Origin of the sequence: Staphylococcus taiwanensis (assembly GCA_020544305.1) — a bacterium.
Taxonomy (GTDB): domain Bacteria; phylum Bacillota; class Bacilli; order Staphylococcales; family Staphylococcaceae; genus Staphylococcus; species Staphylococcus taiwanensis.
In genome coordinates this window covers 2,080,673-2,094,398 of the sequence record CP058667.1, presented here as the reverse complement: position 1 = coordinate 2,094,398, position 13,726 = coordinate 2,080,673, and the positions used below count along the sequence as shown (strand labels likewise).

Sequence of the window (13,726 nt, the reverse complement as noted above, 5' to 3'; positions counted from 1 at the left end):
CGTTACGATATGTGTCGTAGCATTTATCTTAATCGCTTTTTAATGTTACATCATAACTATTGCGTGCCGTTTTCAGGGAAAGTAAGAATTTGAAGTGCTTTCGGTAAGACTTCAATTTTAATAGGCGTTTCTAAACTAATTTCGCCATCTACATCGACTTTCATGGCTGGGTCAGTAGTTAGAGTAATATGAGATCCAGCAATATGGTCAATACCATTTGTTATCTCATTCCAATCCATACTATCGCGTTTCTTAAATATATCATTAAGAATGGTAAAACTTTGTTTATCGAAAATAAAACTATTTACCTTCCCGTCTTGAGGTGATAAATCCATAAGTGGAATTCTACTGCCCCCAATGTTTGGACCATTAGCAACTACAAGCATAGAGGTATTGCCATTAAGTTCTTTATCATCAACAGTTAACGTAAAATCAAAATCTTCAGGATTCATTAACGTTTTAACAGTGGAACCGACATAGCTTAATTTACCGAAGATATCTTTACGACCTTCTTGTACATTTTCTGCATTTTGAACTATAAGCCCCAAACCAACGAAGTTAAGGACATAAGTGTCATTCACTTTCATAACATCATATGATTCGAGATGAGAAGATTTAAGTTGTTCACTCGCTTTACCAAAGTTAGGATTTAAGTTTAATGTTTTAGTGAAATCATTAAAGGTACCTCCAGGAATAATTCCAATTGGTATATTTAAGCTATTTGCCATAACACCATTTACTAATTCATTAACTGTACCATCGCCACCCAGAATAAAGACGATATCAACATCACTACTATATTCTTGCTTTTTGATTTTTTCACAATATTTTATAATGTCGCCTTCATTTTCACTCAATTGAATTGATAGGTGTTTACACATAGTAGTAAGTGATTTAGTTACTTCTCCCAAACCTTCGTATATATCTTTAAGCCCACTATGTTCATGGTAAAAAAGAACACCATGATTAAATTTTTGACCCATACTAATGCCTACTTTCATTATTTAATCTGATTTAACATTTATTTACCCGAAATGCTATTTGATTAATGACAATTTTAGTAATCGAGTATTTAAATACTTATCATGACACTTTTTAAGTTAATATACAAAGAAAAGAGGCGATAATACTCCTGTTGAATATTGTGACTTCATTTTACAGATAAGTACTAGAATAAGAGTCCGGGACATAAAGTTCTTGGATAAGTGAATAAAAGACAATTTCTATTGAAATAATATAGAAATTGTCTTTTTTATAAATTTTTTGATTATTTTCAGCTCGTTGAGCTACTACTTTTCTTATATTAAGTGCCATTAATACAAAACCAAGTTCTCTTTTGACTTTATTGAGTCCTCGGACAGACATCCGAGTGAAACCCAAAATAGCCTTCATAAATCCAAAAACAGGTTCCACATCAATTTTTCTTTGACTGTAGATATTTTTTGTTTTTGGTTCTGAAAGCTTTTTGTTAATTTGGGATTTAAAATATTCCCAGTTATAATTCTTCATTATTTTTTTGTTTGTTTTTGAATTGAAGTTCATACATTGATTTTTCAGAGGACATTCTGAACAATCGTCACATTCATATAATTTGAAGTCTCGCTTGTAACCATACTTATCATGACGATAGGCATATCTTTTAAAACCTAGCCGTTTATTATTCGGACAAATGAATTCGTCATTAATTTCGTCATAGTCCCAATTTTGAGTATTAAAGATGTCACTTTTATATTTTTTAGTTTTATCTTTTATAAACATTCCATATGTTATGAGTGGCGTTCGATTAAAGTCATCTATAATTGCCATATAATTTGATTCACTACCATAACCTGCATCAGCTACAATATATTCAGGTAAATGACCGTAGGTCTCTTGAATTGAATTTAAAAATGGAATCATCGTTCTAGTATCCGTTGGATTTTGATACACATTATAAGATAAAACAAATTGGGAATTTGTCGCTATTTGTAAATTATACCCTGGCTTAAGTTGTCCATTTTTCATGTGATCTTCTTTCATTCTCATAAATGTCGCATCATGATCTGTCTTAGAATAACTATTTCTATCCTTTAAAATAGATTTTTGAAATTCGTATCGATACTTTCGCTCAGAATAATCATTGATTTGCTTTTTGTATTTTTTGATTTTAGTTCTTTTGAGACGTATTTGTTTTCTTGTTTTAGTACATTTTTCATTGTTGATATGTTGGTTTAAATCTTCGATTTCTTTATCTAAATGACTACCAATCAAATCTATTTCTTCTTTTGTTAATTCATTATCATGATCTTCTTTGATTTCCGGTATGATTTTATTGGTTACCAATTCATGGTAGAGGGCTTTAGAATCCTCATTCATCTTTGATTCATGGTTTTGAATACTCTTTTTCCATACAAATGTATATCGATTGGAATTTGCTTCAATTTTTGTACCATCAATAAAAATAGCTTTATCATCTATAAGATTTTGTTTTATACACTGACTGTAAAATTGAATAAATAAAGATTCTAATAAAGCATCTACTTTTGGATTTACTCTAAATCGATTAATTGTTTTATAAGAAGGTTTTTGATTTTGTGATAGCCACATCATTCGGATGCTATCATTAAGCATTTTTTCTATTTTACGACCTGAGAATACAGATTGTGTGTAGGCATATAGAATCACTTTTAACATCATTTTAGGATGGTACGAAGTTGCACCACGGTGATGTCTGAATTCGTCGAATTCATTGTCAGGAATTGTTTCAACAATATCATTTACATGTCGTGAAATATCATTTGTGGGGATAAGAACTGAAGTTTCCATTGGTAGAGTAAGTTGAGTCATGTTATAATTTTTATACATAAGGCACCTCGTTAATTTAGTTTAGTGATGTTTATTAAATTATACGAAAGTGCTTTATTTTTTTAAAGTATTACAATGTAAAATTACATATAAATACAAAGTATTTTGGCGAGACTCTTGAGGGAACAGGACAAGCTGAAGACTACAGGCTGAAGCTGTCCCCTAAGAAAGCGAGCCAACAATACGGAGTATTGTAAATAAAGAAGCCAGTAAATGAATTTGTTAAAACTCATTTACTGGCTATTTCTCTAGGAATTATGTCCCAGACTCTTATTAATGGTTTGAATATTTAATTTACTTCTTAGAATCAGTAAAAAGGTAATTAGTGAATACCTTTCATCGCTTTAGAAATTTTAGGAGTGAAAGCTAAAATAATAATTGTTACTACGATAGCGACACTTCCTAAGAAGATGAAATAGTTTGTTTGACCTAATGGTTTAATTAATTTAACTAATGTCCCATTTAGTGCTTGTGCAGATGCATTTGTTAGTAACCAAATACTCATCATTTGAGCGTTAAATGCTTTAGGTGCTAATTTAACTGCTGCACTATTACCAGTAGGTGATAAACATAATTCACCGATTACACATACGACGTAAGAAAGGATAACCCAGTTAACTGAGAAATGAGCATCTCCATAACTCATGCCAATAAGTCCCATTAAGATGTAAGAAGCACCTGCTAATAATGTACCAATACCAAATTTAACTGGTAGACTTGGTTGTTTTTTACCCATTTTCAACCAAATAGCAGATACAACTGGTGCGAATAATAAAATGAATAATGGGTTAATTGATTGGAACCAAGCTTCACCAAAAGCAGTCTTCCAACCGAATAAATTCATTTGCATATCAGAACGTTCTAAGCCATAGATATTTAAAACGTTTGAACCTTGTTCTTGAATTGCCCAGAATAACATACCAAGGATGAATAAGGGGATAAACGCTTTAACACGTGAACGTTCTACATCAGTAACGTCTTTACTGCGAATCATAGTCGTGAAATAGATGATTGGTAAAGCGATACCGAGTACTAAAACAGTATTACTAATAAGATCGAATGATAAAGTATTTGTGAAATATGTAGCTACTAATACAATCGCGATGATTGCTACAATGATACCGACGATTAAGCCATATTTTCTTTTTTCGTCTGCTGATAATGGGTTAGTTGGTTTCATACCCACATTGCCTAAATTTTTCTTATTAAAAATCATATACCACACTAAACCTAAAGCCATACCAATCGCAGCAATTAAGAAACCGCCATGATAATTTTTGATATCTAGGAAGTGTTGCAAGATGATAGGTGAAATTAAGGCACCTAAGTTAACTGACATATAGAAGATTACGAACCCAGCATCCATACGTGTGTCATTCTCAGGGTATAAACGTCCAACGATATTTGAAATATTTGGTTTCATTAAACCAGAACCTATGATGATAAAGAACATTGATGCAAATAAGCCAAACATTGCGAACGGTAAACTTAAACAAATATGTCCGATAATAATCAGTACTGCACCTATTAATGTGGCGCCACGTGTACCAAAGAGTCTATCTGCAACCCAAGCGCCAGGAATAGAAGACATGTAAATCAATGCCCCATATACTGACATAATTGACATTGCCGTTGTTTGGTCAATGCCTAAGCCACCGTTTTTAATTTGGTCGTACATGTAGAAGATAAGCATGGCACGCATGCCGTAGTAACTAAATCTCTCCCAAAATTCTACAAAGAAAAGTACGCCTAAACCATTAGGGTGCCCGAAGAATCCTCTCTGGGGTATTGTTTGAACAGCTTGTTCATGGGAATTATTTGTTGCCATAAGTATCCCAACCTTTCTTTTCCTAAAGACTGAAAAATAAATATGTATATTTTAGTGAAAATACAAAAGGAATAAGTAATTTCTTAAAAATAGAAATTTTTAGAATTTTCAGTCAATTAATTGATATTTTTAAATTAATGAGAATAAGTTTAACAAATTCGTATTATCTTACTCTTATGTAATTTTAAATGATATTAATAAAATACGCTTTAATTCTTTAATAGGCAATAGTGAATTTAGATAAAATGTTACTAAAATCAAAAAATTCCACTAAATATTGTAGTGATTTAGTGGAATAGTTGCATTTATACTTATCTATTATCGATTTTTTCTGGATACATATCATGATTCATTAATCGATGTTCAGCCATTTTCTCATATTTAGAATTTGGACGGCCATAGTTTGTATACGGATCGATAGAAATTCCACCACGTGGTGTGAATTTACCCCAAACTTCAATATAGTGAGGATCCATTAAATCAATTAAGTCATTCATAATAATATTCATACAGTCTTCATGGAAGTCACCATGATTTCTAAAACTAAACAAATATAATTTTAGTGATTTAGATTCGACCATTTTAATATTAGGAATGTATGAAATGTAGATGGTTGCAAAGTCAGGCTGTCCTGTAATTGGGCAAAGTGATGTGAATTCCGGACAGTTGAATTTAACAAAATAATCTCTACCTTGGTGCTTATTATCAAATGTTTCTAATACCTCTGGCGTATAATCGAATTCATATTTATTGTTTTGATTACCTAAAAGGGTAATATCTTTTAATTCTTCTTTTTGTCTACCTTTTGTCAATATTATCACTCCTTAATTTTTAGATTGTTGTTTAGGCAAACTGTTTTGTCTACGAGCCTTTTCAAACATGTAGTAACTTGCACCAATGATAATGACGTAACCGATAACTGCATAAAAATCTGGTGTTTCACCAAATAAGATAAAGCCGAATAGGGCAGTAAAGATAATAGATGCATACGTAAAGATTGAAATATCTTTCGCAGCCGCAAAGCTATAAGCAAGTGTAATGCCAATTTGTCCTACAGCAGCAGAAAGACCTGCGCCTAATAGGTAAACCATTTGTATTGTAGTCATAGGTTCAAATGTTGCAATAGAAAATGGAATTAAAACAATAACTGAGAATAATGAGAAATAAAATACAATCGTATAGGGTGCTTCCCTTGTACTCAAAGCACGTACACAAGTATATGCAGAAGCAGCAAAGATTCCTGAGAATAAGCCAGCTAATGATGTAATCATTGTTGAAGAGAATTCAGGTTTAACAATGAATAGCATACCGAAAATAGCAACAATCATAGCGATAATTTGATATTTACGCACTTTTTCATGTAGAAAGATTAAGCTTAGCAAAATTGTCCAAAACGGATTTAATTTCATTAATGTGTCCGCATCGCTTAATACCATATGATCTATTGCATATATATTTAATAACACACCAATAAGACCTAATGTAGAACGAGAAATTAATAGTGGTTGACTACTTAGTTTCCCGAACATAGGCTGTTTATATTTAAATATGAAAAACAATGGAATAAACATTGCAACAAAATTTCTAGCTAATGATTTTTGAAAAACTGGTAAATCACCTGCGAGTCTAAAGAACACAGACATAAAGCTAAAACCAACGGCAGAGATTAAGATTGCAATGATTCCCTTCACTTTTGGATTCAAGGTTAATCGCCTCATTTTCAAAAAATTACCTTATATATAGTAGCATAATTCAATAGTGCTTGCATAAGTACTTGCAATGAAAGACAAGATGTATTATTATTTTAATACGAACAAATGTTCCCCATATTAAACAATGAACTCAAGTTTTATAATAAATATTCGTGTTTCATTCGTGTTTTCAAAGTAAAAAATTAATAATTTTAGAATAATTGTATAAAATCTATTAGTTTAGCAAATAATTGTGCAGCATGAACGCTGATAATTCAATAATCCAATTTCATCGAGAAAAAGCAAGTAAAATAACTCGTAAAAATAAAATAAAATTTTAAAGTGAATTTAAGTTCGTTATGACGCACTTTTAAACGTTTTCCCGAACTATTGTCACTAAATAGTGACTTTTAATTATTAAAGCAATTCTGTATAATGAAACACAGAATATAGTATTGGTTTTATAAACGAAACACAACATGTTGTGTTTTTAGAAAATAAATGTGTTATATGAATAATTCATTTTAAAAGAAATTTCACACTTAATATTGTAGAAATTTCACGAAATCAATGCTATTAATACGAACGAGTTAATTAGAACAATGTTATTGATATTTTAGTTTGAACACTATATGTAGTGGTTAAACTATCAAAGTCACTATTTATAGCTAATTAATTAAAACTTGTAAACATCTTAATAAAATGTTGCGCAAATATATCGTATTAATTTTTAACAAGTTTTCTTATATCAATTAAGAGAGCTTCTTTTTAATTATTAGATTGACGAAAGAAGGCGTTCCAATGAAGGTAGTTTATTTCTCTTTTTCTGGTAATGTTCGAAGATTTATCAAACGAAGTGAACTAACTGATGTAATGGAAATTACGAAAGAAAATTGTAAAGATTTACTTAATGAACCATATATATTAGTTACTGGGACGATTGGATTTGGTGAGGTGCCTCAAGAAGTACAATCATTTTTAGAAGTTAATCACCACAATTTACGTGCAGTAGCAGCAAGCGGTAACCGTAATTGGGGTCAAAACTTCGCTAAAGCAGGAAAAACAATTTCTGAATCATACCAAGTACCGCTATTGATGAAATTTGAAGTACAAGGTTCTAATAAAGACGTTATAGAATTTAAAAATAAGGTGGGGCATTTCAATGAAAATTATGGACGAGAAAAAATACAATCATATTGAGCTGAATAATGAAGTTACGAAACGTAAAGATAATGGTTTCTTTAACTTAGAAAAGGATCAAGAAGCATTAAACGTCTATTTAGAAGAAATCCATGATAAAACAATTTACTTTGACAGCGAAATTGAACGTTTACACTATCTAGTTGACAATAATTTTTATTTTAATGTCTTCGATAAATATAGTGAGGAAGATTTAGTCGAAATTACAGAATTTGCTAAATCTATTAATTTTGAATTTGCGAGCTATATGTCTGCGAGTAAGTTCTATAAAGATTATGCATTAAAAACAAACGATAAAACGCAATATCTTGAAGATTACAATCAACATGTTGCAATAGTTGCGCTCTACTTAGCTGATGGAGATAAACAACAAGCTAAACAATTTATTTTAGCTATGGTTGAACAACGTTATCAGCCAGCAACACCTACATTTTTAAATGCAGGTCGAGCTCGTCGTGGCGAACTTGTATCATGCTTCTTATTAGAAGTTGATGATAGTTTAAATTCAATTAATTTTATCGATTCAACTGCTAAACAACTAAGTAAAATTGGTGGCGGTGTCGCGATTAATTTATCTAAATTACGTGCTCGTGGCGAGGCAATCAAAGGTATTAAAGGTGTAGCTAAAGGCGTGTTGCCTGTTGCTAAAGCATTAGAGGGCGGATTTAGTTATGCTGATCAGTTAGGTCAACGTCCAGGAGCAGGGGCTGTATATTTAAATATCTTCCACTATGATGTAGAAGAATTCTTAGATACTAAAAAGGTAAATGCTGATGAAGATTTACGTTTGTCTACAATTTCAACTGGACTTATCGTCCCTTCAAAATTCTTCGATTTAGCTAAAGAAGGTAAAGATTTTTATATGTTTGCACCACATACTGTTAAACAAGAGTATGGTGTAACATTAGATGATATTGATTTAGAGCAATATTATGATGATATGGTTGCTAATCCAAATATTGTGAAAAAGAAAAAAGATGCAAGAGAAATGTTAAATATGATTGCTCAAACGCAATTACAATCAGGTTATCCATATTTAATGTTTAAAGATAATGCTAATAAAGTGCATGCGAATTCAAATATTGGTCAAATCAAAATGAGTAATTTATGTACAGAAATCTTCCAATTACAAGAAACTTCAGTAATTAATGACTATGGGATTGAAGATGAAATTAAACGTGATATTTCTTGTAACCTAGGTTCATTAAATATTGTAAATGTAATGGAAACTGGTAAGTTCAGAGATTCAGTGCACACAGGTATGGATGCACTGACAGTAGTGAGTGACGAAGCGAATATTCAAAACGCACCTGGTGTAAGAAAAGCGAATAGTGAATTACACTCTGTTGGATTAGGTGTTATGAACCTACACGGTTACTTAGCTAAAAATAAAATTGGTTATGAGTCAGAAGAAGCGAAAGATTTCGCAAATATCTTCTTTATGATGATGAATTATTACTCAATTGAACGTTCAATGGAGATTGCGAAAGAACGTGGCGAAGTATATCAAGACTTTGACCAATCAGATTATGCTAGTGGTAAATATTTTGAGTTCTATACATCTCAAGACTTTGAACCAAAATTTGAAAAAGTAAAACGCTTATTTGATCATATTGATATTCCAACTGCTAGTGATTGGAAAGCTTTACAAGAACAAGTTCAACAACATGGTTTATACCATGCTTATAGACTTGCAATTGCACCAACGCAAAGTATTTCATATGTGCAAAATGCAACAAGCTCAGTAATGCCAATTGTTGATCAAATTGAACGTCGTACGTATGGTAATGCTGAAACATTCTATCCAATGCCATTTTTATCTCCAGAAACAATGTGGTATTATAAATCAGCATTTAATACTGACCAAATGAAATTAATCGATTTAATTGCCACAATCCAAACTCATGTGGACCAAGGTATTTCAACAATTTTATATGTAAATTCTGAAATTTCAACTCGTGAGTTATCAAGATTATATGTTTATGCACATCATAAAGGACTTAAATCTTTATACTATACACGTAATAAATTGTTAAGTGTAGAAGAATGTACAAGCTGTGCAATTTAATTTTCAAGACTTATATTGATAAGAAATGATAGAGGGGAAAAGGGAGAATCCAATTTCAATAGTTGGTACCCCCTTGCCCCTTTAAATAATGTAATTTAAGGTTTTTTAGGATAAAAGGAGGATTTTTTAAATGAAGGCCGTCAATTGGAATACCCAAGAAGATATGACAAATATGTTTTGGCGTCAAAATATCTCTCAAATGTGGGTAGAAACAGAATTTAAAGTATCAAAAGATATAGCAAGTTGGAAGACACTAACAGATGACGAGAAGAATACTTTCAAACGTGCACTAGCAGGTTTAACAGGTTTGGATACGCATCAAGCAGATGATGGTATGCCATTAATCATGCTACATACTACTGATTTACGTAAAAAAGCTGTATATTCATTTATGGCTATGATGGAGCAAATTCATGCTAAGAGCTATTCACATATCTTTACAACATTACTTCCATCTAGTGAAACAAATTATTTATTAGACACTTGGGTAATTGAAGAACCTCATTTAAAATACAAATCTGATAAAATTATTGAAAACTATCATAAATTATGGGGGAAAGAAGCCTCTATATTTGATCAATATATTGCAAGAGTTTCAAGTGTATTCTTAGAAACATTCTTATTCTATTCTGGCTTTTATTATCCTCTATATCTTGCTGGTCAAGGTAAGATGACAACTTCTGGAGAAATCATCAGAAAGATTCTATTAGATGAGTCTATACATGGCGTATTTACTGGTTTAGATGCCCAAAGTTTACGTAATGAACTTTCTGAGAATGAAAAGCAAAAAGCAGACAAAGAAATGTACAAGCTACTTGAAGAATTATATAGCAACGAAGTCTCATACACACATATGTTATACGATGATATTGGTTTAAGTGAGGATGTATTGAATTACGTTCAATATAACGGCAATAAAGCATTATCTAATTTAGGCTTTGAACCTTACTTTGAAGAAAAAGAATTTAATCCAATTATTGAAAATGCCTTAGACACTTCTACGAAAAATCATGACTTCTTCTCCGTTAAAGGTGATGGATATACATTGGCATTAAATGTAGAAGCATTACAAGATGAAGATTTTATCTTTGATAATTAAATAACGAGTAATCATTAATAAACATTAGGGTCGCTAGATTGAGTGTTGAAATTTTCAATACTTTATCTAGCGACTTTTTTTTGCATGAGTTTAAGTTAAATAAATAATAGTAAAAGTATGTATCATTTTATATAAATTTTTAATAATATGTTAAAACGCTATTGAAATTACCTGATGTTATATTTAAAATTAGTATTAACGACAATGATAATCATTATCGTTAAGTCTGATTAATAACTTAATATTTTACATAAGTTAAGGGGAATTACTAATGAAGATTTTATTTAAAGGTTATGTTTTCTTTATTTTGTTAGTGATTTTAACTATAACCTCTTTATTTGTTGGAGTGAGCGAACTGTCTCTAACAGATATTTTCCACTTAAGTGAAGAACAAAAGAATATTTTGTTCTCAAGCCGTATTCCCAGAACAGTTAGTATCCTTCTTTCAGGAAGTTCACTTGCTTTAGCAGGATTAATCATGCAACAAATAATGCAAAATAAATTTGTAAGTCCAACTACAGCTGGAACGATGGAATGGGCAAAGCTAGGTATTTTATTATCACTTGTCTTTTTCCCAAAAGGGCATATTTTAATTAAATTGCTTTTCGCAGTTGCACTAAGTTTAGCTGGGACTTTTCTTTTTGTTAAGTTAATCAATTTAATTCGCGTTAAGGAAGTTATCTTTGTGCCATTACTAGGTATTATGATTGGCGGTATTGTATCTAGTTTTACTACGTTTATTGCACTTAGAACGAATGCATTGCAAAGTATTGGTAACTGGATGAATGGTAACTTTGCAATCATTACGAGCGGACGTTACGAAGTATTGTATCTTGTTATACCTTTGCTTATTGTTGCGTTTATCTTTGCAAATCATTTTACGATTGCAGGTATGGGAAAAGACTTCAGTCATAATTTAGGTGTGAGTTATGAAAAAATTATTAACATTGCATTGTTTATTACCGCTGCACTTACAGCACTCGTTGTTGTTACGGTTGGTACGTTACCGTTTTTAGGTCTTATAGTTCCGAATATCATTTCTATCTATAGAGGTGATCATCTAAAAAACACACTGCCACATACATTGATGTTAGGTGCCATTTTTGTCTTGTTTGCTGACATTGTCGGTAGACTCATTGTTTATCCATTTGAAATTAATATAGGATTAACTATCGGCGTTTTTGGTACAATCATCTTTCTCATCTTACTAATGAAAGGTAGAAGAAGTTATGCCAATTAGTTTAAACAAGAAAATCATAATGCTTATTGTTGCAACGATTTTTATGGCTATTTTCTATCTATTAGTAGGTTTAGATTTTGAAATATTTCAATATCAATTCGAAAGTAGATTACGAAAATTAATATTAATTTTAATCGTCGGTGGCGCTATTGGAACATCAGTAGTTGTCTTTCAAGCGATAACCACTAATAGACTTTTAACACCTTCAATTATGGGACTAGATTCTGTCTATTTATTTGTCAAAGTATTGCCCGTATTTTTAGTGGGTACACAAGCAGCAATAGTTACCAATGTCTATTTAAACTTCTTAATTACATTAATCACAATGGTTCTATTTTCGTTGTTACTATTTGAAGGCATATTTAAACTAGGACATTTCTCCGTGTATTTCATATTACTTGTAGGTGTCGTTTTAGGGACATTCTTCCGCAGTATCACTAGCTTCATACAACTGATTATGGATCCAGAGTCATTCTTAGCAGTTCAAAGTGCTATGTTTGCTAGTTTTGAAGCATCTAACTCACGATTAGTAGTCGTATCATCTATTCTTTTATTTATTTTAATTATTATTGCCATCGTACTACGCCCGTATCTAGATGTACTTTTACTAGGAAGAGCACAAGCGATAAATCTAGGTGTATCTTATGAAAAAATGACACGACTATTACTTATTCTAGTTGCATTACTTGTATCTATTTCTACAGCTTTAGTTGGTCCTGTAACATTTTTAGGATTATTAACTGTGAATTTAGCGCATGAATTAATGAAAACATATGAACATAAATATATATTACCCGCCACGATTTTAATAAGTTGGATTAGTTTATTTATGGCACAATGGGTTGTTGAAAATGTATTCGAAGCGACAACAGAATTTAGTTTAATCATTGATTTGGTAGGTGGTAGTTACTTCATTTATCTACTCATCAAAAGGAGAAGTGCAAATTGATTGAAATTAAAAACTTAGATAAATCGATACAAAATAAGCCGATATTAAAGAATATTAATGTTGATATTAAAAAGGGAAGACTTACCTCGCTTATTGGACCAAATGGAGCTGGGAAAAGTACATTACTATCAGCAGTGAGTCGTTTATTTGAATACGAAAATGGCACAATCAAAATTGAAGGGAAGTCCGTTTTAGAATACAAAAACGATGATTTAGCTAAAAAATTAAGTATTTTGAAACAAACGAATCATACTGAGATGAATATTACAGTGGAACAATTAGTAAACTTTGGACGTTTCCCATATTCAAAAGGACGCATGAAAAAAGAAGATTATGAAAAAGTTGACTATGCATTAAATTTACTGCAATTACAAGAAATTAAACATAGAAATATAAAAACACTTTCTGGTGGACAAAGACAACGCACATATATTGCGATGACTATTGCTCAAGATACAGATTATATATTACTAGATGAACCTTTAAATAATCTCGATATGAAACACTCTGTACAGATTATGCAAACGTTGCGTCGCCTATGCAAAGAATTAAATAAAACAATTGTCATCGTGTTGCACGATATCAATTTTGCATCATGTTACTCAGACGATATTATCGCATTAAAAAATGGTGAAATAGTCAAAGCTGACATCAGAGATCATGTAATTCAAGCAGATATATTAAGACAATTGTATGAAATGGATGTACATATTGAAGAGATTAGAGGACAACGTATTTGCCTCTATTATGATGAAACAATATTTGATTCGATGGAATAATTAAATCATTTAACCTCAAATTTTTAAG

General features: G+C 31.2%; 11 protein-coding genes. 6 read left to right on the top strand and 5 right to left on the bottom strand.

Annotated elements, in window-relative coordinates; all coding sequences use genetic code 11:
• Nucleotides 1-56: 56 nt before the first annotated feature.
• The 5 genes from HYI43_10040 to HYI43_10020 form a co-directional block, all read right to left on the bottom strand.
• Nucleotides 57-983 (bottom strand): diacylglycerol kinase family lipid kinase, encoded by a 927-nt coding sequence (locus HYI43_10040; GenBank protein ID UDI78876.1) that lies wholly within the window; start codon nt 981-983, stop codon nt 57-59.
• A gap of 172 nt (nt 984-1,155) precedes the next feature.
• The gene (locus HYI43_10035; protein UDI78875.1) at nt 1,156-2,844 is read right to left on the bottom strand and encodes an IS1182 family transposase; all 1,689 of its coding nucleotides are present in this window, start codon (nt 2,842-2,844) and stop codon (nt 1,156-1,158) included.
• A 322-nt stretch (nt 2,845-3,166) separates the two neighbouring features.
• Nucleotides 3,167-4,672, bottom strand: a complete 1,506-nt coding sequence (locus HYI43_10030; GenBank protein ID UDI78874.1) for a peptide MFS transporter — start codon at nt 4,670-4,672, stop codon at nt 3,167-3,169.
• 311 nt (nt 4,673-4,983) lie between these two features.
• Nucleotides 4,984-5,484, bottom strand: a complete 501-nt coding sequence (gene queF / locus HYI43_10025; GenBank protein UDI78873.1) for an NADPH-dependent 7-cyano-7-deazaguanine reductase QueF — start codon at nt 5,482-5,484, stop codon at nt 4,984-4,986.
• Nucleotides 5,485-5,496: 12 nt separating this feature from the next.
• The gene (locus HYI43_10020; GenBank protein ID UDI78872.1) at nt 5,497-6,375 is read right to left on the bottom strand and encodes a DMT family transporter; all 879 of its coding nucleotides are present in this window, start codon (nt 6,373-6,375) and stop codon (nt 5,497-5,499) included.
• A gap of 789 nt (nt 6,376-7,164) precedes the next feature.
• Between HYI43_10020 and nrdI the strand changes: the two genes are divergently transcribed.
• The 6 genes from nrdI (at nt 7,165) to HYI43_09990 (ending at nt 13,698) form a co-directional block, all read left to right on the top strand.
• On the top strand, nt 7,165-7,563 hold the full coding sequence (nrdI, locus tag HYI43_10015; GenBank protein ID UDI78871.1) for a class Ib ribonucleoside-diphosphate reductase assembly flavoprotein NrdI: 399 nt from the start codon (nt 7,165-7,167) through the stop codon (nt 7,561-7,563).
• Nucleotides 7,526-9,631 carry a class 1b ribonucleoside-diphosphate reductase subunit alpha gene (nrdE, locus tag HYI43_10010; GenBank protein ID UDI78870.1) on the top strand — a complete coding sequence of 702 codons (2,106 nt, stop codon included), beginning with the start codon at nt 7,526-7,528 and terminating at the stop codon, nt 9,629-9,631. The genes nrdI and nrdE overlap by 38 nt, the downstream gene beginning before the upstream one ends.
• A gap of 130 nt (nt 9,632-9,761) precedes the next feature.
• Nucleotides 9,762-10,730 (top strand): class 1b ribonucleoside-diphosphate reductase subunit beta, encoded by a 969-nt coding sequence (gene nrdF / locus HYI43_10005; protein UDI78869.1) that lies wholly within the window; start codon nt 9,762-9,764, stop codon nt 10,728-10,730.
• A 271-nt stretch (nt 10,731-11,001) separates the two neighbouring features.
• The gene (locus tag HYI43_10000; protein ID UDI78868.1) at nt 11,002-11,970 is read left to right on the top strand and encodes an ABC transporter permease; all 969 of its coding nucleotides are present in this window, start codon (nt 11,002-11,004) and stop codon (nt 11,968-11,970) included.
• Nucleotides 11,960-12,919, top strand: coding sequence for an iron chelate uptake ABC transporter family permease subunit (locus HYI43_09995; GenBank protein UDI78867.1), 960 nt, complete (start codon nt 11,960-11,962; stop codon nt 12,917-12,919). The genes HYI43_10000 and HYI43_09995 overlap by 11 nt, the downstream gene beginning before the upstream one ends.
• Nucleotides 12,916-13,698: an ATP-binding cassette domain-containing protein gene (locus HYI43_09990; protein UDI78866.1), complete on the top strand. Its 783-nt coding sequence runs from the start codon at nt 12,916-12,918 to the stop codon at nt 13,696-13,698. Before HYI43_09995 ends, HYI43_09990 begins: the two co-directional genes overlap by 4 nt.
• The last annotated feature ends 28 nt before the right edge of the window (nt 13,699-13,726 follow it).